The sequence below is a fragment of the Ruegeria sp. I3 genome (assembly GCF_056532525.1).
In genome coordinates, this window is sequence record NZ_JBQFNI010000003.1 from 283,444 (window position 1) to 302,874 (window position 19,431).

Annotated in this window: 20 protein-coding genes and 1 tRNA gene; 5 read left to right on the forward strand and 16 right to left on the reverse strand. The window is 55.5% G+C overall.

What is annotated here, in order from left to right:
- Window positions 1–4 precede the first annotated feature (4 nt).
- From ACR0L9_RS09855 to ACR0L9_RS09885, 7 genes are all read right to left on the reverse strand, one after another.
- A complete protein-coding gene (locus ACR0L9_RS09855) occupies window positions 5–784 on the reverse strand; it encodes a metallophosphoesterase (protein WP_480585990.1) in 780 nt (259 codons plus the stop codon).
- A 133-nt stretch (window positions 785–917) separates the two neighbouring features.
- Window positions 918–2,141 (reverse strand): NADH:ubiquinone reductase (Na(+)-transporting) subunit F, encoded by a 1,224-nt coding sequence (gene nqrF, locus ACR0L9_RS09860; RefSeq protein WP_170393981.1) that lies wholly within the window; start codon window positions 2,139–2,141, stop codon window positions 918–920.
- 10 nt (window positions 2,142–2,151) lie between these two features.
- Window positions 2,152–2,760, reverse strand: a complete 609-nt coding sequence (gene nqrE / locus ACR0L9_RS09865; RefSeq protein ID WP_050603817.1) for an NADH:ubiquinone reductase (Na(+)-transporting) subunit E — start codon at window positions 2,758–2,760, stop codon at window positions 2,152–2,154.
- Entirely contained in the window at window positions 2,760–3,413 is a 654-nt protein-coding gene (locus tag ACR0L9_RS09870; protein ID WP_152460184.1) for an NADH:ubiquinone reductase (Na(+)-transporting) subunit D, read from the reverse strand. The genes nqrE and ACR0L9_RS09870 overlap by 1 nt, the downstream gene beginning before the upstream one ends.
- Window positions 3,413–4,228: a Na(+)-translocating NADH-quinone reductase subunit C gene (locus ACR0L9_RS09875; RefSeq protein WP_170393983.1), complete on the reverse strand. Its 816-nt coding sequence runs from the start codon at window positions 4,226–4,228 to the stop codon at window positions 3,413–3,415. Before ACR0L9_RS09875 ends, ACR0L9_RS09870 begins: the two co-directional genes overlap by 1 nt.
- A complete protein-coding gene (locus tag ACR0L9_RS09880; RefSeq protein ID WP_480895529.1) occupies window positions 4,221–5,429 on the reverse strand; it encodes an NADH:ubiquinone reductase (Na(+)-transporting) subunit B in 1,209 nt (402 codons plus the stop codon). The genes ACR0L9_RS09875 and ACR0L9_RS09880 overlap by 8 nt, the downstream gene beginning before the upstream one ends.
- 5 nt (window positions 5,430–5,434) lie before the next feature.
- A complete protein-coding gene (locus ACR0L9_RS09885) occupies window positions 5,435–6,778 on the reverse strand; it encodes a Na(+)-translocating NADH-quinone reductase subunit A (RefSeq protein ID WP_480895530.1) in 1,344 nt (447 codons plus the stop codon).
- Between the two features lie 299 nt (window positions 6,779–7,077).
- Here ACR0L9_RS09885 and ACR0L9_RS09890 point away from each other — a divergent pair, with 299 nt between their 5' ends.
- Window positions 7,078–8,193, forward strand: a complete 1,116-nt coding sequence (locus ACR0L9_RS09890; RefSeq protein WP_480895531.1) for a THUMP domain-containing class I SAM-dependent RNA methyltransferase — start codon at window positions 7,078–7,080, stop codon at window positions 8,191–8,193.
- A gap of 126 nt (window positions 8,194–8,319) precedes the next feature.
- Window positions 8,320–8,396, forward strand: a tRNA-Pro gene (locus ACR0L9_RS09895).
- A gap of 60 nt (window positions 8,397–8,456) precedes the next feature.
- Here the strand turns inward: ACR0L9_RS09895 and ACR0L9_RS09900 are convergent.
- The 7 genes from ACR0L9_RS09900 to ACR0L9_RS09930 all read right to left on the reverse strand — a co-directional run bounded on the left by ACR0L9_RS09900 (window position 8,457) and on the right by ACR0L9_RS09930 (window position 15,039).
- A complete protein-coding gene (locus ACR0L9_RS09900; protein WP_480895533.1) occupies window positions 8,457–9,515 on the reverse strand; it encodes an aldolase/citrate lyase family protein in 1,059 nt (352 codons plus the stop codon).
- 12 nt (window positions 9,516–9,527) lie between these two features.
- Window positions 9,528–10,328 carry a 2-oxo-hept-4-ene-1,7-dioate hydratase gene (gene hpaH, locus ACR0L9_RS09905; RefSeq protein WP_480895535.1) on the reverse strand — a complete coding sequence of 267 codons (801 nt, stop codon included), beginning with the start codon at window positions 10,326–10,328 and terminating at the stop codon, window positions 9,528–9,530.
- The gene (locus ACR0L9_RS09910) at window positions 10,325–11,179 is read right to left on the reverse strand and encodes a fumarylacetoacetate hydrolase family protein (protein WP_480895537.1); all 855 of its coding nucleotides are present in this window, start codon (window positions 11,177–11,179) and stop codon (window positions 10,325–10,327) included. The genes hpaH and ACR0L9_RS09910 overlap by 4 nt, the downstream gene beginning before the upstream one ends.
- Before the next feature lie 63 nt (window positions 11,180–11,242).
- A complete protein-coding gene (hpaD, locus tag ACR0L9_RS09915; protein WP_480895538.1) occupies window positions 11,243–12,226 on the reverse strand; it encodes a 3,4-dihydroxyphenylacetate 2,3-dioxygenase in 984 nt (327 codons plus the stop codon).
- Between the two features lie 12 nt (window positions 12,227–12,238).
- Entirely contained in the window at window positions 12,239–13,090 is an 852-nt protein-coding gene (gene hpaD, locus ACR0L9_RS09920; protein WP_170561957.1) for a 3,4-dihydroxyphenylacetate 2,3-dioxygenase, read from the reverse strand.
- Between the two features lie 51 nt (window positions 13,091–13,141).
- Complete coding sequence (hpaE, locus tag ACR0L9_RS09925; RefSeq protein WP_480895539.1) at window positions 13,142–14,653, reverse strand: 5-carboxymethyl-2-hydroxymuconate semialdehyde dehydrogenase; 1,512 nt, start codon at window positions 14,651–14,653, stop codon at window positions 13,142–13,144.
- 2 nt (window positions 14,654–14,655) lie between these two features.
- Window positions 14,656–15,039 carry a 5-carboxymethyl-2-hydroxymuconate Delta-isomerase gene (locus tag ACR0L9_RS09930; protein WP_480895540.1) on the reverse strand — a complete coding sequence of 128 codons (384 nt, stop codon included), beginning with the start codon at window positions 15,037–15,039 and terminating at the stop codon, window positions 14,656–14,658.
- Between the two features lie 105 nt (window positions 15,040–15,144).
- Between ACR0L9_RS09930 and hpaR the strand changes: the two genes are divergently transcribed.
- Window positions 15,145–15,585 (forward strand): homoprotocatechuate degradation operon regulator HpaR, encoded by a 441-nt coding sequence (gene hpaR / locus ACR0L9_RS09935; RefSeq protein ID WP_170394006.1) that lies wholly within the window; start codon window positions 15,145–15,147, stop codon window positions 15,583–15,585.
- 34 nt (window positions 15,586–15,619) lie between these two features.
- On the opposite strand, the gene ACR0L9_RS09940 is transcribed toward hpaR, so the two are convergent.
- Together ACR0L9_RS09940 and ACR0L9_RS09945 are read right to left on the reverse strand one after the other, a co-directional pair.
- A complete protein-coding gene (locus ACR0L9_RS09940; RefSeq protein ID WP_480895541.1) occupies window positions 15,620–16,972 on the reverse strand; it encodes an aminotransferase class III-fold pyridoxal phosphate-dependent enzyme in 1,353 nt (450 codons plus the stop codon).
- Window positions 16,973–17,003: 31 nt separating this feature from the next.
- The gene (locus ACR0L9_RS09945; protein ID WP_170511797.1) at window positions 17,004–17,783 is read right to left on the reverse strand and encodes an IclR family transcriptional regulator; all 780 of its coding nucleotides are present in this window, start codon (window positions 17,781–17,783) and stop codon (window positions 17,004–17,006) included.
- A gap of 109 nt (window positions 17,784–17,892) precedes the next feature.
- Here ACR0L9_RS09945 and ACR0L9_RS09950 point away from each other — a divergent pair, with 109 nt between their 5' ends.
- Entirely contained in the window at window positions 17,893–18,822 is a 930-nt protein-coding gene (locus tag ACR0L9_RS09950; RefSeq protein ID WP_170394012.1) for a tripartite tricarboxylate transporter substrate binding protein, read from the forward strand.
- A 62-nt stretch (window positions 18,823–18,884) separates the two neighbouring features.
- Complete coding sequence (locus ACR0L9_RS09955; protein ID WP_170394014.1) at window positions 18,885–19,421, forward strand: tripartite tricarboxylate transporter TctB family protein; 537 nt, start codon at window positions 18,885–18,887, stop codon at window positions 19,419–19,421.
- Window positions 19,422–19,431 lie beyond the last annotated feature (10 nt).

Below are 19,431 nucleotides of genomic sequence, written 5' to 3' on the forward strand. Positions count from 1 at the left end.
CGACTTACGCTGATACGCGCGCGATTCCGGTGTGCGCGGTCGAGATAAATCGGACAGAACCAGGCGAGATTTCCGCAGCCGTCAACTGATCGGTGATGAACGCACCTGTATCAATCGAAATGACATCATGCTCGACCTGAGCTTCGTCGACGATGGTATGGCCATGCACCACCCATTGCTCGTCTTTCCGGCGTTTCTTGCGGAAATGAGGATGCCCCCAAAGGCAAGTTCTGTCCTGTTGCCGATCGACCGGCTGCGAAGGATCAAGCGCGGCATGAACAACCGTTACATTCCCGCTCGTCCAGGTCAGCGGCCGATCTTGTAACCAGTCCAGAAGCGGTTGTCCCATCGCTTGCTGCAGTTGTTCGGCAACGGCTTGCGGGTTGGACTGGTCAATATCCGCAAGCCCAAACGAAGCCAAAGTCTGAGCACCGCCATTATACAGCCAGACACGCGCCATCCGTGTTGGATCGGACAAAAACCCAAGCAGCATATCTTCGTGATTGCCTTTCAGGCAGATCGCCCAGGTTTCGGGGTTCGTGTCGAGGTGATGTAGCTGACGCAACACCTGCGCGCTGTATCCGCCCCGGTCAACATAGTCGCCTACAAACACCACCGGACAGTCGTTATCTAGCGCAGGCAGGAGCCGTTGTAAAAGATCCAACCTCCCATGAATGTCTCCGATTGCGTAGAATTTTTCTGTAGGCGCCAATGAATGCAGATTCACCGTCTGATCAGGCGGTGTTTGAGATGCGATAAGCCTTTTGATCCATCCGGTTAACATAAGACCTGCTGCCCAATGCGGCAAAGTATGAAGCGGAATTCGCCAAATGCAGACGTTGATATTGGCAGCCTGCCCAACATCAGCCCCAAAATGAAAATGGTCGGTCCCAAGGGTTGGAACCGACCAATTCTGTTTATCCGCCGAAATCGTCGAGCATGATGTCTTCGCGGTCCACGCCCAGATCCAGCAGCATGTTGATGACCGACTGGTTCATGATTGGCGGACCACACATGTAGTATTCGCAATCCTCGGGTGCGGGGTGGTTCTTCAGATATTCCTCGAACAAAACGTTGTGGATAAAGCCAGTGTAGCCTTTCCAGTCATCCTCGGGCTGGGCGTCCGACAACGCAACGTGCCATTCGAAATTGTCGAATTCCTTGGCTAGCGTGTCGAAATCTTCGACAAAGAACATCTCTTTCTTCGACCGCGCTCCATACCAGAAGCTGATCTTGCGGTTGCGGTTTTCAAGGCGTTTGAGCTGGTCAAAGATATGGCTGCGCATTGGGGCCATACCAGCACCACCACCGATGAAGACCATCTCTTTTTCTGTCTCGCGAGCAAAGAACTCACCAAAGGGACCTGAGATTGTGACCTTGTCGCCCGGTTTCAGGTTGAAAATATACGACGACATCTGACCCGGAGGAATGCCTTCGGACCCAGGAGGGGGCGAAGCCACGCGGACGTTCAGCATGATCATGCCTTTTTCATCCGGATAGTTTGCCATGGAATAGGCGCGTTCGATCGGTTCGGCGACGACGGATTTGTACTGCCATAGATTGAAGCGATCCCAATCCTCGCGATATTCTTCTTCTACGTCGAAATCCGTATAGGCGAGTTGGTGTGCAGGCGCTTCGATTTGGATGTAACCACCAGCGCGGAAATTCACATCCTCACCTTCCGGGAGGTCCAGCGTCAGGGCTTTGATAAAGGTCGCCACATTCTCGTTCGAGCGAACTGTGCATTCCCATTTCTTGACGCCGAAGACCTCTTCGGGAACTTCGATGTCCATATCCTGCTTGACTGCAACCTGACAGGATAGCCGGTCACCACAAGACGCCTCGCGCTTGGTGATATGGCTTTCCTCGGTCGGCAGGATCGAGCCACCGCCGGAATGCACGCGCACGCGACATTGCGCGCAGGTGCCACCACCACCACAAGCGGAGGGCACGAATAGCTTCTCTGCCGCAAGCGTCTGCAGCAGTTTGCCTCCCGCCGGGACCGAGATTGTTTTCTCACCATTGATGGTGATGTTCACGTTACCGGTTGAAACCAGCTTGGACCGCGCCGCCATGATGATGGCAACCAAACCAAGAACGATAACGGTGAAAAGGGCTACACCTAAGCCAAAGGTTTCCATTCCGCCCTCCTTACAGTTTCACGCCCGAGAAGGACATGAAGGCCATTGCCATCAGTCCAGCGGTGATGAAAGTGATGCCCAGGCCTTGCAGACCATCGGGAATGTCCGAATACTTCAGCTTTTCCCGAACACCCGCCATCGCGGTAATCGCCAGAGCCCAGCCAAAGCCAGAGGACAGACCGTAAGTCGCCGCTTCGGCAAAATTGTAGTCGCGTTCCACCATGAACAGTGAACCACCCAAAATGGCGCAGTTTACAGTGATCAGCGGCAGGAAAATCCCCAGCGCGTTGTAGAGCGGGGGGAAGTACTTATCCAGCACCATCTCTAGGATCTGAACCATCGCCGCAATCACGCCGATATACGAGATCAGTCCAAGGAACGTCAGGTCCACATCCGGGAAACCTGCCCAAGCCAGCGCACCTGGTTTCAGCAGATAGTTCAGCAGCAGATTATTCGCCGGCACGGTGATGGCCTGCACCACCATGACCGAGATGCCCAGACCCAGCGCAGTTGAAATCTTCTTCGAAACAGCGATGAAGGTACACATCCCCAGAAAGAAGCTGAGCGCAAGGTTTTCGACAAAGATGGCCTTTACGGCCAGTGAAATCAGACCTTCCATCAGTGGGCCTCTACCTGCTGTATTTTGTATTCACGCTCTTCCACCTGGTTCGGCTTCCATGTGCGGAAGGCCCAGATGATCAGACCGATGATGAAGAAAGCCGACGGCGGCAGTAGCAGCATGCCGTTGGGCACATACCAGCCGCCATTGTTGACGGTCTCCAGAATGGTGACACCGAACAGTGACCCGGCGCCAAACAGCTCACGAATGAAACCTACCAGCAGCAGGATCAGACCATAGCCCATGCCGTTGCCCATACCGTCGATAAAGGACGCGACCGGGGGGTTCTTCATGGCAAACGCTTCGGCCCGGCCCATCACGATACAGTTGGTGATGATCAAGCCGACAAAGACCGACAGTGTTTTTGAAATCTCAAACGCATAAGCCTTGAGGATCTGGTCCACCAGGATCACCAGTGAGGCAATGATAACCATCTGTACGATGATCCGGATCGAACCCGGGATTTGGTTTCGCAGGCACGAGATAAAGAAGGACGAGAACGAGGTCACGAAGATCACCGCCAGCGCCATCACCATCGACACCTGCAGTGACGAGGTCACCGCCAGCGCCGAACAGATGCCCAGCACCTGCAGCGTGATCGGGTTGTTGTCGACAAGCGGGTCGACCAGCATCTCTTTCTTGGTCTGAGACATCAAAGCTCTCCTGCTTGCAGTTTGGCCAGGAACGGAGCGTAGCCCGCGTCACCCATCCAGAATTTCACCAGGTTGTCGACACCAACCGAAGTCAGCGTCGCGCCTGCCAGCGCATCGACATAGAAATCAGGGCCTGCTGCGGGTTGCGACTTGGCAACGGTGATTTGCAGATCGCCTGCATCATCGCGCAGCTTTTTGCCATTCCACAGCGCCTTCCAGCGAGGATTGTCCACCTCGGCGCCAAGGCCCGGTGTCTCACCGTGCTGATAGAACTGCAGGCCGTAGATATCGTTGCCGTTGTTTTCCAGCGCGATGAAACCATAGAGCGTGGACCAGAGGCCATAGCCGTGAAGCGGCAGGATTACCTTGTCGAGCGCCCCGGCATCATCACGCAGCAGATAGATCACGCGGTACTTGGACTTGCGCCCGATCCCAGCCGGGTCATCGTCCAAAGCGACGCTCAGTTCTGGATCGCTGGCAGCAGCGATATCATCGAAGGTGGTCGCGTCGAACTGATCGTCAACGAATTCACCTGTAGACAATTCCAGTACATGCGGCTCAAAGGCAGCGAATGCCTCGGTCACATCAATGCCTGGTTCGTAGATGCCGGCAACTTGCAGAACGTTGACTTGCTTATCCTTCAAACGGTTGATTTCCTGCACCGGGCGCAGGCTGACCGCAGCAGCAGACACGACCATCGAGGCTACAAGGCAGACGGCAACGGCAACAAAGATAGTCTTGCCAACCGAATCTGGCGAAGCAGCCAGAAACTTGGCAATCGCTCCCTTGGGTTCATTGGATTGCGTATCAGACATGGCGACGCGCCCTCCGTTTGATGTTTGCCTGGACGACGAAATAGTCGATCAGCGGCGCAAAAACGTTTCCGAACAAGATTGCCAGCATCATACCTTCTGGGAAAGCGGGGTTAATGACGCGGATCATCACAACCATGATACCAATCAGCGCGCCATAGATGTAGCGGCCCATATTGGTGTGACTGGCCGAAACGGGCTCGGTTACCATGAACGCCAGACCAAAGGCGTAGCCCCCAAGAACGATATGCCAGTACCAAGGCATCGCGAACATCGGATTTGTGTCTGATCCGATCAGATTCAGCAGAAGCGTGAAGCCTATGGTGCCCGCAAGACAGCCCACAATCAGGCGATAATTGGCAATCTTGGTCGTCAGCAGGAAGGCCAGGCCAATCAAGCAAGCCAGCGTCGATGTTTCTCCAAAGCTACCCTGAATTTGCCCGAAGAAGGCATTGGCCCAGGTGATCCCGTCGGCCGCCAGTGCTTGAACGCCTTCAGCAGCGGAGATACCCAAAGCAGTCGCCCCGGAAAATCCATCCACCGGGGTCCAGACTGAATCCCCCGACATTTGCGCGGGATAGGCGAAATATAGGAAAGCGCGTCCGACCAGCGCTGGGTTGAGGAAGTTCTTGCCCGTGCCGCCAAATACTTCCTTACCGATCACGACACCGAAAATGATGCCTAACGCGACCTGCCACAATGGCGCTGTCGCAGGCATAATCAGTGTGTAAAGCATCGAGGTTACTAGAAAACCCTCGTTGACCTCATGGCCGCGCACAGTGGCGAAGATGACCTCAAAAATACCGCCCGCAACCAGTGTGGTAATGTAGATCGGAAGGAAATACATCAATCCATGCATCACATTGGCGAAAATGCTGTCAGGGTTCAGCGAGATGCCGAACACCTGCAGGATCGCAATCCGCCAGCCTGTTGCCGAATCCGTTCCCAACGTAGCAATGGCCGAGTTTGCCTGATAGCCAGTGTTATACATCCCCCAGAGGATTGCGGGGATCGTAGCAATCACGACATAGGTCATGATCCGCTTCATATCCACGTAAGAGCGCGCATGCGGCGCGACGGTCGTGACGGTTTTCGGAGTGTAGATAAAACTTTCCACCATCTCGTAGATGGGGAAATATTTTTCGTACTTGCCGCCCTTGGTAAAGTTCGGCTCGATCCGATCGAAGAAGCTGCGCAAACCCATGTGGATCAGCCCTCCTTTTCAATCTTGGTGAGGCAGTCGCGCAGCGCCAGCCCATATTCATATTTCGCAGGGCAGGCAAAGCCCACAAGGCCCAGGTCTTCTTCGTCCAGTTCCAGTGCACCCAGCGCCTGCGCGGTGTCGGTGTCCATCACCAATAGCGCCCGCAGCAATTGCGTCGGCAGATAATCCTGGGGCATAAGCTCTTCGAATACACCCGTCGGCACCATCGCGCGGCGACCACCATTCAGGTTAGACGTGAATGAATAGAGCTTCTTGGCAAAAGCCGATCCCAAAACAGGCTGTACCGCATATTTCGAAGGCATAGGAAGAATCCAGCCCAGTGTGTGCTGATCATGATCTTCGCGAATAATGCTGATCTGGCGCGCAAAACGGCCCAGATAGGCGGTCGGACCATCGGCATGCTGCCCCGACAAGATCGACCCCGAGATGATCCGCGCGATCCCGTCGACGTTCACTTCATCCCGGGTCAGGTCATCCGTCGACGCGCCCATCACGGTGCGGATCAGGCGCGGTTGGCGCGCGCCCGGTCCAGACAGAGCAATCACGATGTTTGTATCCAGATGACCGGTCTGCATCAGACGACCGATCGCGATCACGTCCTGGTAGCCAATGGTCCAAACCTGCTTGTCCCCTCCCAGCGGCTCAAGGAAGTGAATATGAGTTCCAGCAAGGCCCGAGGGGTGTGGGCCGGAAAACGCAGCCGCTTCTATACCTGGCAGATCGGAACCGGGGATGGATGCCCCCTCTTGCTGGCACAGATAAGTCTTGCCGTCGGTCAGGTTTGAGACAGCTGCGAGACCAGCCGCAAATGCCTCGCCCGCATCCGCAATAACCAATGCCGCATCACCTGCCAGTGGATCGCTGTCCATGGCTGTCACGAAGATTGCTGTAGGCTTGGAGCCTGGTTCGGGCATCTTTGAATAAGGACGTGTCCGGAAAGAAGTCCACAGCCCGGCCGCGCAGAGCATAGCCGTAACACCTTCGGCGGTCTCGGCATCGCCGGTGCCCGAGAAATCTATGCCGGCGTCATTGGCATCCGAAACCTCGATCACCACGCTCTGCAATACACGCCGCGCCCCGCGATTAATTGCCACGACCTTACCGGTCAGCGGCGCGACCATCATCGCGTCGGGCGCATCCTTGTGGCAGAACAACGGCGTTCCTCGCTGGACCGCGTCGCCCTCTTGCACCAGCATCTTGGGCTTTAATCCGATATAATCACTGCCCAGAACGGCAACCGACGAGAATTCAGGCCCCGGCTGGATTTTCTGTTCGGGCGCGCCTTCAACCGGCAAATCCAACCCTTTTTTTAGTTTGAAAGTTTGCATGTTGCTACGTTCTTCCAAGCCTTTGTCCTGCGCCTGCTGCGCGCCATCTTACAATGATGCCAGGAAATAACACGAAATTTCCCGTCTGTCCGGTCGCGAAAGCGCCATTATCCGACCAGAATCCGCAGGCGTATTTCCGATCACGGCTCCTTTACGCGGGGATGAGTGCAAACGCAAACCTGTTACCGCCCAAAATCGAAAAGGAATGTCACATTCTTTTGAGCTTACGGTCGTTCAGAACAATTTGCCCATTTAATTTGCGTGTCGCACAGGCTGATCAACCGGTGTAAGCAACCACAATGGACAACAATGATAAATTCGAGATTTTTCTGATTGCCACTCCAGGGCTCGAAACGCCTTTGTGTGCCGAGGCCATAGAGCGCGGATTCTCAGGCGCCAGGATCGTTCCAGGTGGTGTCGTGTGCCGTGGCGATTGGCCGGAAGTCTGGCGCGCCAATCTGGAATTGCGCGGTGCCAACAAGGTTCTGGTGCGACTGGGCAGTTTCCCCGCCGTGCATTTGGCGCAATTGGACAAGCGCGCCCGAAAGTTCCCGTGGGCGAGTTATCTCAGGCCAGACATTCCCGTGAAGGTCGAAGCAACCTGCCGCAAATCTCGTATCTATCATGCAGGAGCGGCGCGACAGCGCATCGAACAAGCCATATCCGAGGGGCTCGGCACCTCAATCTCACTCGATGGCAAAGTCCGCGTGCTGCTACGAATCGAAAAAGACATATGCACGATCTCCGTCGACACATCCGGCGAGCTCTTGCACAAGCGCGGTCATAAGCCTGCAGTCGCCAAGGCCCCGATGCGGGAAACAATGGCCGCGATGTTCCTGCGTGAGTGTGGGTTTGACGGGTCTGAACCGGTTCTGGACCCGATGTGTGGCTCTGGAACATTCGTTATCGAAGCGGCTGAAATTGCACTTGGTCTGCCCCCAGGCCGCTCACGTCAGTTCGCATTCGAAGATTTGGCAAGCTTCGATCCAGATGTCTGGCAAAAAATGCGCGCTTGTACCGGTCAACCCGAAACAGAGCTGAGATTCTTTGGCTCAGATCGCAATACAGGCGCAGTCGAGGCTTCAGGCTCTAACGCCCGACAGGCACAAGTGGATCATGCCACCCGATTTCAGCACTGTTCGGTCAGTGATATCAAGCCGCCAGAAGGCCCAGCTGGGCTGGTCATCGTCAATCCACCCTACGGGACACGCATCGGTGATGAAAAGCGCCTGCGGTCGCTCTATGGCAGTTTAGGCAAGGTATTATCCAGTCGTTTCCAGCGATGGCGTGTAGGCATCATCACCACCACACCCGGACTTGCCCGCGCAACGCGATTGCCAATGCTTCCCCCCGGCCCAATCGTTGATCACGGCGGAACAAAAATCCGACTGTATCGAACCGATCCGTTGCAGTGACTCAGCGAATTCGCAGATCAGGCGAAGGGTTAAAACCACCCCTCGAATCCAGCGACGACATATGTGTGTACGCGCAAAATCCCTCTTGCACATCGATATGACGAGGTATAGGTCACACGCCACGGTCGGAGTGTAGCTCAGCCTGGTAGAGCACTGTCTTCGGGAGGCAGGGGTCGGAGGTTCGAATCCTCTCACTCCGACCAAAAACAAAGTTCCTGAAGGGCCTCTTTGTTTTTCTGCGATATCCAGCTTAGCAAAAGTCGCTAGTCATCCCAGTTCAGTTCAAACTCTTCGCGAAAGGCAAACCGTTTCAGGTGATCGGAAATCACTGTCTTCCAACTGTCCAAGTCATCGCGTGGCTGCGCCGAGGCGTGAACTTCCAGTGCTACTGGCGTCGCCTTTAGTTCGACGGCATTACCACTGTCAAAAAAAACGGTTCCAGTATTTACATCGAACTCGACCTGTCCCTTATGTGACCAATGTTTACACAATTGCTGTAAGTACTTGCTGGCATTTTCTGTTGTCGCCGATCCGATTGCGTTCTGTCGCGGCAAAAGCGCGAGGCCGTTTTGCGCTTTGGCGCGCATGCTTTTTGCGAAAAGGGTGACGTCAATTTCAGTGGCCAGAAAGGTCACGCCGATCTCAAGACACCTACGCTGCATTGCAGGGTCCAGTGTTAGGATACCCGCGGCTTTACCTGCCGCGACGATGCGGGTCAGCGCGTCTTCAATGGCCCCTACAACATCTGGATGCCCGGCGTTGCCGATATGACCCATGTCGGCGGCCAGATCTGCAGGTCCGATAAAAACTCCGTCTACTCCATCAATCGTCAGAATGTCGTCCAGAGCGGCCATGCCCGCGTTGTTCTCAACCTGCAGCAGCAGACAAATCTGCCCATCCGCCGTATCGAGGTAGTCCGTGATCTCGGCAAATTGCGAAGCCCGCGCAAGGGATGATCCCACACCTCGGACGCCGTGTGGGGGGTATTGCACCGCGCGTACCAGTTCGCGCGCCTGATCAGCGCTTTCGACCATCGGCACCAGAATACTCTGAACACCCGCATCGAGATATTGCTTGATCATCCATGTCTCACCAATCGGTAGACGTGCAACGGGCGCGCTGCCCGAACTTTCGATCACTCGCACCTGTTCAAGGGTCGAGCGCAGGTCGTTTGGTGCGTGTTCGCCATCGACCAACAACCAATCGAACCCTGCGGTCGCGGAAATTTCTGCTGCATATGCGTCGGCCATTCCGATCCAGCACCCGACCTGAGGCTTTCCAGCCTTTAATGCGGCCTTAAAGGTGTTCTTTGGTGCGGGCATGTCGCTGCTCCTTTAGGCAAAATTGATGTCGACGGATCCGAACGATCCGAAATCGGCGTGGATTTCCGCACCCGATGGGCATTCGATCGGGCGAATGAAGCTGCCGGACAGGATTACGTGGCCGGGTTCAATGCTCTGGCCGTATTGCGCCATGCGACGGGCCAACCAGACCACACTTTCGACCGGATCATTCAATACGCCCGCACCCAGGCCGGTTTCCTCGATTTCACCGTTGCGGAAGGTTAGGGCCCCTACCCATCGCAGGTCAAACGCATCCGCTGGGTGGCGTTCCGCCCCTAGTACAATGCCGGCATTTGCGGCGTTGTCGCTGATCGTGTCGAATACTATGCGTGACTTTCCAGTCTCAGGGTCTGCCCGCTTTATACGCGTGTCGAGGATTTCAATGGACGGAGTAACATAGTCGGTCGCCCGCAAAACCTGATCGCGGCTCACATCGGCGCCACCAATGGCTTCTTTCATGACAAAGGCGATCTCGGCTTCGATCCGGGGTTGGATGAAACGACCTGCGGGAACGGTCCCGCCATTTTCAAAGGCCATGTTGTCAAACAGGATACCACTATCAGGAATGTCGATATTCAAAGCATATTGCATCGCTTTCGAGGTCAGCCCGATCTTCCAGCCGATGACCTTGCGCCCTTCCGCCAGCTTGGCCCGATAGATGGCATTCTGCACTTCATAAGCGTCATCCATCGCCATTTCGGGATACCGCAATGTCAGTAGACCGATCTGCTGTCGCGTCCTTTCCGCGTTCAGCAGATCGGCGGCAGCGCGCGCATGGTCTTCGGGGGTCATATCTGCTCATCCTCAATGGTGTTGCGCAGGGTGCCTATCCCATCGACGGATACCTCAACCACATCGCCGGGAGCCAAGTATTTTGGCGGATCAAATCGTGCACCTGCGCCGGTTGGGGTGCCGGTGACGATTATATCGCCCGGTTGAAGCGTCATGAAGGTCGATATGTATTCAATCTCACGCCGGATCGGGAACATCATTCGGTTCAACGTATCGTCCTGCCGCAATTCACCATTCACATGGGTCTGAATGCGGGCGTCGTCCAGTTGGGCGGCATCGGTGAACGGGACCAGCCAAGGGCCGATGGCACCCGATTTGTCCCAGTTCTTGCCTTGCGTGACGTTGAACTTGGCGTGCCGAACCCAATCGCGGATTGTCCCTTCGTTGCACAGGGTCAAGGCTGCGATATGGCCATAAGCATCGTCCTGCGAAATCCGGCGGCCTGCTTTGCCGATCACGATGGCCACTTCACCCTCGTAATCCAGCGTGTGATTTTCGGGCGGGCGGATCAGAGGGCGATTATGGCCGGTAAATCCACTGGCGAAGCGCGGAAACAGCGACATGTATTTCGGCTGGGCACTGCCATCTTTGTATTCCGCGTTGCGATCTGGAAAGTTCACACCAACGCACAGAATGCGACGGACATCCGGCATCACCATCTCAAAGGTGAAATCCGTATGGGTTACCGGCTTTCCTTCGGCAGCCTCGGCCAATTGGCCAAACGCACCAGCGGCGACAACCTCGTAGAGGCTTTTGAACTCGGCAAATTCGCTGTTTAGTGCGACCGCGCCTTCATCAGTGATCGCACCAAAAAATGTTTCACCGTTGGCAGTGTAGGTTGCAATGTGCATCAGGCCTCCTCGGCGTTATGGAACCCGCCCATACTAAGATGTTTTAGATCAAGCATACTTTGCTTACGGTGCGATGATGGGAGACGCAGACAGGTCTGGCTCGTTTACATCCACACCGACAAAGGATGTGCCGTGTTCAAACCAACTACGCGGTGCCGGAGCGCCCCAGAGCGTCTGACGCTGCGGGTCCTTCAGGTCCCATTTGATCGGCTCCAGATCGGGATCAACGGTCTGATAATCCGAGCAATAAATCTCAATCCGGTGTCCGTCGGGATCGAGAATATACAGGAAGAAAGCATTCGAAATACCATGTCGCCCCGGGCCGCGTTCGATGTTGTACACATAGCCGGTGGTGGCCATTAGATCGAGCAGATCGATGATGTTCAGCGGTGTTGGCACCCAGAAGGCCACGTGGTGCATCCGTGGGCCTTTGCCATTGGTGAAGGCCATATCATGCACCCCACCCTTGCGGTGCATCCACGCGGCCCACAGTTTCTTGCTGTCTTCGTCTTCCGTATACTCGGTCACGCGGAACCCGAAATCACTGTAGAATGCGACACTGTCATCGACATTGGTTGAGAAGCAGTTGAAGTGATCGATCCGCAGCGGTTTCACACCACGATAGAGTGCGTATTTCTGATGGATCGGCTCCAGACGATCCATCTTGTGATAGAACTCCAGCGGTATGCCCATATTGTCCGAGGTTAACAGAGTCCGGCCCTGATAGGGGCGATCAACCCATGAGGTCGGTCGGCCTTTGGATATAAAATACGCCTCGGCCCGATCCAAATCATCCTCGTCGAATGTTTTGAAGCCCATGACCTCGACAGTCGCCGGCTGATCGGATTTCTGCAGGATCACACAGTGATGTCCACGTTCCTCCATAGCGCGCAGGTAGACATGTGTGTCGCTTTCGTCCGAGACCTGCAAACCCAGAATCTCCGAGTAGAATTTGCGCGAAGCAACAAGATCGCTGACGTTCAGGCAAACATGGCTCAGCCGGATCGTGTTGAAGTCGGGGTACAGGTTGGGGGCTGGAACGGGCATTGAAACCTCCTGTTAAACGGGGAAGATGACGTTGGTCTGACCAGTGCCGGAACTTGGGAAATACTCGGTCACAACCTCGCATTTTTTGTCATAGGCGTCCCAACCCAACGCTCCGTAGAGCATCGACGTGTCATGCATCGAGCCTTCGCCGCAGCAGAAATTGGCATAGTCGCCCAGCATTTTCAGGAACGTGGCGTGGTCGCCGTTCTTCCACATCTCAAGCACATGCAAGTCCATCTGACGGTTGAATTCCGAGCTGATGGTGAAAGTGCCGTTATTGGCGGCATAATCCTTGTTCGCCCAGATCTTGTGCGACAACGAGCCTGACGCGACCAACAGCACCTTTTCATTGCTGGCCTCAACCGCTTCACGGATGGCCTCACCAATTACCCGGCTTTCGTCATGGCTATGCACCGTGGCCCAGGCCGCGACTGAGACGACTTTCATATCATGCTCGCGGCTCATGAAGCGCATCGGGACCAGCGTACCGTATTCCAGTTCGAGACTGTCCAAGTGATGCGCTAAAGTGTAGACGCCTTTGTCCGACGCGATCTTTGCGATGGCATCACCCATTTCAGGATTGCCCTCATAGGAATAGGGCAGGTCCTGGATGAACTGCGGGAACTCGTTCGACGTGAACAGACCTTCGAATTTTTCATTGGCGTTGATGTGGAACCCGGCATTGATCACCCAATGCGTGTCGCAGATGATCACCGTGGTCGCCCCCAGCGCTTTTGCACGGCGCGCGATTTTGCGGTGACCATCAATGGCAGGCTGGCGTTTGCCTTTAACCGGGCCTTCCTGCTCAGACATGAGCAGAGTCGGCACATGGGTCATTTTGGCGGCAAGAACGATTTCTCCCATGGTCTCCTCCTAGAGTTAAGGTTTTTCGCGCGATTGTCGTCTGAGGGGCCGCTATAGCTTACCCAACTGCATGATGTTGTGTTGGCCTGTGGCAAAGCCGACATGCTTTTGTTCCATGTAGAACTCAAAGCTCCAGTCGCCGCCGTCGCGCCCGATGCCGGATGCTTTGACCCCGCCAAACGGTGTGGGCAGATGGCGCACGTTTTCCGAGTTCACCCAGATCATTCCGGCCTCAAGCTTGTCCGTGAAACGTAACGCGCGGGTCAGATCGTTGGTCCAGACATAGCCGGTCAGACCATATTGCGTGTCATTTGCGATCTGCAGCGCCTTCTCCTCAGTCGAGAACGGGATCACGGTCAGGACAGGGCCAAAGATTTCCTCGCGTGCGATGCGCATTTGATTGTTAGCGTTAGTAAACAGGGTGGGCCGTACGAAGTACCCCTCTTCGCCCACCTTGACGCCACCGGCCGCGACGGTCGCGCCGTCTTCCTTGGCGATGTCGAAGTATGAAGTGACCTTGTTGTAATGCTCTTCCGTTACAAGAGGGCCAATCTCGGTTGCAGGGTCCAACGGGTGGCCGACTTTGATATTGTTCACGCGCTCGATCAGCTTGGCTTCGAACTCTTCCTTGATTGTATCTTGTACCAGCAACCGCGAAGAAGACGTGCAGCGTTCGCCGTTGATCGAATAGATCATGAAGATCACCGCATCCAGCGCGCGATCCAAGTCGGCGTCGTCAAAGACGATTACCGGGTTCTTACCGCCCAACTCCAGATGCATCCGTTTCAGCGTATCTGCGCCTTGCTTGGTTATGATGCTGCCCGTACGGCTTTCACCGACAAAGGCAATGGCTTTGATCAATGGAGTTTCGGTCAGCCGCTTACCGGCGTCTGGACCAAAACCGTTGACAGTGTTCAGCACACCCTTGGGCAGACCGGCTTCTTCCGCGATTTCGACCAATAGCCGCGCAGACAGCGGTGAATCTTCAGCCGGTTTGTGGACGACCGTACAGCCAGCGGCCAGTGCCGGAGCGATCTTCCATGTCGACAGCATGAACGGGGTGTTCCACGGCGTGATGACACCAACGGGCCCGATTGGGACGCGGGTGGTTATGTTCATCAGTGTCGGTGATTTCAGGTGTTGACCATCCCGCGCCTGAACCACCTGATCGGCGAAATAGCGGAAATTCTCAGCCCCTCGCAGGGCGGCTTTGGACATAAAGCGCAGGGTCTGGCCGGTATCCCAGCATTCGCACAGCGCGATCTCTTCGGCTCTTGCCTCAATGCCATCTGCAACTTTAAGCAATATCCGGCGGCGCTCCGTAGCGGGCATGTCGCGCCAGTCTGCAAAGGCATTATGCGCGGCCTGTGCCGCCGTATCGATATCTTCCGCCGTGCCATGGGCAACGTCGCAGATCACCGATTTATCCACCGGAGAGATCGACTGAAACACCCCTGCTGACCCATCTTGATCTTCTCCTGCGATCCGGTTCTTTATCCCAGTCCTCTTGAAACGGGCAAGGAAACCATCAAGCCGTTCAATATTCTTGTGCAGGTCACTCATGGTCAGGCCTCCAGATGGTCGCGGATCGTGCCGGTTTTGGGGGAGAGGTCGGGATCGATGTCGCGCATCTCAAGCGACAGCGCGATGGAATGCTGGCTCATGGCGGGCTCCAGATAGGTTCGGGCCGCCTCGAAGATGCGCTGCGTTGCGTCCTTCTTGTCGGCCTGCGAACGACCGGCCCGCAGCCGGATCGAGATATCGATGAACCCATGCTTTGGATTTCCGTCTGCGATGGCATAGTGATCAACACGGATCGCTCGGACGCGAATGCCTGCTAGCGGAAAGGTGTCAATCTCAGCGGCCGTTGCACGGATGTAATCGCACAGACCGCCCATGTCGATCCTGTCTTCCAGATTCCCGGAATATTCGACGTGAAAATGCGGCATGATTCCTCCGTTATTAATTAACATGTTTAGCATTATGAGATTATGTCGTCAAGAAGTTGCGTTGTTAATCTTTGCATTTCCTAGGGCAGCACACTAGAAGGCGGCATGAACACTCAAAGCCATACCAAGAGCACCTCAAGGTCGCTTCCCATTGCATTATTGCGCGCCCGCGAAACGATCATGGCCCCCATCAGGGACATGCTGCAGGATATACAGATATCCGAGCAAAAATGGCGCGTCCTGCGCGTGCTGGATGAACTTGGCGAGGTCGAACAAAGCGCCATCGCCAAAGAAGCCTGTCTGTTGCTGCCCAGTCTGACCCGCATTTTGCGCAGTATGGAAGCCGATGGGCAGGTCACACGTCGTCAGGACAGCCAGGATAAAAGGCGGACGATGGTGATGATTACAGATGCGGGTCGGCAGATTTTGAAAGACAACCTTCAAGCGTCATTGGCCATTTCAAATAGTATTGAGGCGCAGATGGGGCGAGAGAAGCTTGATGAGCTACTGGACCTACTTGAAGAGCTGCAGGCTGTTAAGGTTTGACCCCGCCAGTTGGCAAGCGGGGTCTGCGCGACGACTACAAACTCGACAATCCTGTATCCAGCGCTGACAGGATCTTGGCAACATCGTCGGATGTGACAATCAGAGGTGGGGAAATGATGATGTTGTTGCCAGATACGCGCACCATCACACCATCCTCATAAGCTGCCTTTTGCACCTGTATTGGCAGTTGTTTGGCAATCGGTGCTTTGGTTGCGCGGTCCGAGACCAGTTCCAGCGCGCACATAAGGCCCTCGCCCCCTCGGACGTCACCGATCACCTCGTGCTTTTCAGCCAGTTTCTTCAAGCCCTCGAACAGCTCATCCCCGCGTGCTGCAGCGTTTTCCCAAATCCGCAGACGATTGATTTCTGAAAGAGCCGCCAGTGCCGCCGCCGCGCCGACGGGGTGACCGGAATAGGTGTATCCCTGATCAACGGATGCCAACCCGGTTGTGTCATTTTCAAATACCTCGGCAACTGCCCCCGAGATCATCGCGGCGCCAAACGGGAAATAACCATTGGTGATCGCCTTGGCCGTCGTCATGATGTCAGGCTGGACGCCCCAATGTCTCGCTCCGCTTTCACTACCGGTTCGACCAAACGCCGTGATGATTTCGTCTGAGATCAGCAGAATACCGTTCTTCGAACAAACCTCACGCACCATGGGCATAAAGCTTTTGTGCGGCGGAATTACGCCGCCTGCGCCCAAAATCGGCTCCATGATGAAGGCGGCAACCGTGTTGGCCCCCTGGAACGCAATCTCGGCTTCAAGCGCTTTGACGCAAAGCTGAGCCAGGCGTTCAGGGTCGGTTTCGTCAAACGGATTGCGATAGGTCCAAGGTGCGGGCACATGAAAGCAGCCGGGCATCATGGGTTCATACGCGGCACGGAATTTCTGGTTCCCGTTGACCGAGGCGGCTGCGAAATGAGTACCGTGGTATCCTTGCTTAAGGCTTATGAACTTGGTGCGACCAGGCTCGCCCCGGACTTTGTGGAACTGACGCGCAAGCTTTAGTGCGATTTCCACAGAATCCGATCCGCCCGAGGTGAAAAAGGCGCGTGTCAGCCCATCAGGAGCAAAGAACTGTGCCAACTCGTAAGACAGCTCGATCGCCTTGTCGTTGCTCGTGCCCCGGAAGGTCGAATAATAAGGCAGGGCGTATAGCTGGTCGGCGATCGCCTGTTTCACCGGATCGCAAGAATAGCCCAGGTTGACGTTCCAAAGGCCACCTACGGCGTCGATGGCCTTGTGCCCGTCCACATCGATGATGCTAACTCCTTCCCCGCCGGTCAGAATGGTCGGAGGGTTGTTCCGGCTGTCGGCCGGGTGCGCCATCGGATGCCAGAAATGGCGGGCGTTGTTCTCCTTAAGAAAGTTGGAGTCTTTCATGTTGCGGTTCTCCGGGGTTGTCCACTTTCGCTCATGGGTGGAACTCGGTTGGAAAGGCCTCGGGCATTTGGCCGCCGAAATTTGCGGTCAGATCGCGCGAGAGGGATTGAAGGGATTTCAGGATCAAGGGCAGGCGCTCATGAGTGGCTCTAATCTCGGGCACGGCGATCGAAATGGTTCCAAGGGCGATTTGATCGATGCCAAAGATTGGCGTTGCAAAACCAAAAACACCTTCTTCGTAGCTGCCGTTGCTGTTGGCCCAGCCAGCCCGCTGGATCAGAGCAACTTTTTCCTTGATCAGATCCGGGTCTGTCAGGGTGGATTCGGTGAAACGTACCTGCGCTTCCTGATCCAGACGATCCAGCAGGAAAGGTGGGCCAAAGCTGAGCATACATAGACCCGCCGCAGTCGCGTTGACCGGGATGATCTCGCTTGGATCAAGGCTGACACGAACGCTGTGCTTTGTTGTCTCAACCACGATGGCGGTTTGCAAGCTGCCCTGTTCCAGCAGCGTTAGATGCAGGCTTTCGCCAACCTCCTGCATGGCCAAGTGCATTTTCTGGCGCGCGCCTTCAAGGCCGGGTTTGGCAATCTCGCGCAGTGCCGCAAGCCGCAGCGCAGCTGGTCCAATGGTATAGGTCTTTGACTGCGGGTTTTGTTCGATCAACCCGAATTCTTCAAGCGCTCGTAGGTGACGCAGGGCTGTCGCCTTGTTCAATCCTGACAGGCGCGCGGCCTGACTCAGGCCGATTTCGGCCATCGTGTTTGAGAATAAGTCCAGCATTTTTAGGGCATTAAGTGCGGCACCCATGTGTTTTGCCTCCTTCCGCTGAGGTTATCCTTGACAGAATGAACTTAACAAAGCAAGATTATTATTGTTAACACGGTTCAAATAATGAACCAATCACTGGGAGGTGTAAATGAAAAAGTTTATTGCTGCAGCCGTGATGGCCGCCTCTGCAACGGCCGCTTTGGCAGAATACCCCGAAAAGCCGGTATCCTTTGTGGTTCCTTGGCCTCCGGGTGATCTTGAAGACGTCCTGACTAGAATGATCGCAGATGAATTTCAGGCGATGTACGGGGTACCGGCAGCTGTTGTGAACAAGCCCGGCGGCGGTGGTGGTCCTTTCCCCGGCGCAGTCGAAGTCGCCACAGCACCGGCGGATGGCTATACGATCGGGTCGTTTGTGATTGGTGTTCCGGTCATCGGGCCCGAGATTGGTATTCCTGAATTGAACCCGAACCCGTTTGAACCGATCGGCATCTTCCTGACCTACCCGTTCGTAATCGCGTCGAGCAAAGACGCCCCGTTCCAAAGCTGGGATGAGTTGGTGGAACACGGCAAGTCAAACGACGTGGCACTCGGCCACTTTGGCTCGGTTCTGCCACCCACGCAGGTTACTTTTGCCGCCGCTGTCAGCAGCGGTTTCGACTTTGCCAGCGAAGCCGCGTTCGATGCGCTGGACTGCAACACCTTGGCGTCCGGTGACGTTGATGTCATCAACACCACGCTCCAGCTTATTCTGCCCTGTCTGGATGAAGTGAACGTGCTGGCCAGCATCGGCGGCGACCGGATCGCTCTGGTACCGGATACGCCGACAGTGGTTGAGCTTAACCCAGACCTGCCATTGGCGCTGTGGAACGGATTGTTTGTTCACAAAGACACGCCGCCCGAGGCTCGCGAAAAAATCACCGCCGCAGCCCAAAAAGCACTGCAATCGGACAAGGCTAAAAAGCTTGCCGAAGAAACCGGTGCGCTGATCTATTGGCAGGATCCCGATGCTTCGAATGCCCAGATCGAGCAAGATAAAGCGTCATTCGCCAAAATAGAAGAGATTCTAGGCGAGTAACACCCCGGATCGAGGCGCGGGCAGTGATTTCCGCGCCTTCTTCATAGGGCTGGGAGGATGAAATGATCGCAAGAACGCTTCAGGACATGTTCAAACGGTATCGCCGTCCGGGTGATATTGTCTTTGCCGTATTGTTCCTGGCTTTCTCGGTGTTTCTGCTGTCTCAGCTTGGGGAGCAGACGCAGGTCGTCAAGCGGACCAAATGGTTTGCTCAACCCGGTCTGTGGCCCACCGTCGCCGTGTGGTGCATGGTCTTGTTCAGCTTTTTACATTGGCTCAGCTCTGCCTTATCCGATCGGATCGATGGCCGTTGGGCCGAGGTCGGGTTTTGGGTCCGGTCTCTGGAATATGTGGCTTATTTCCTGATTTATGTCCTACTGGTGCCACAGCTTGGCTATCTGCCGTCCACCATGTTGTTCGCGGTGTTTCTGACGCTGCGCTCAGGGTTTCGAGGCTCGGGCGCGATCGGCATCGCAGCCCTGTTCGGCTTCGTCGTCACCATCGTGTTCCGAGCGTTTCTGCAAGTCAAAATCCCAGCAGGGGCTGTCTATGAATACCTTCCCGACTCGATCCGCGCCTTTGCGCTGACATATTTGTAGGGAGGCACGT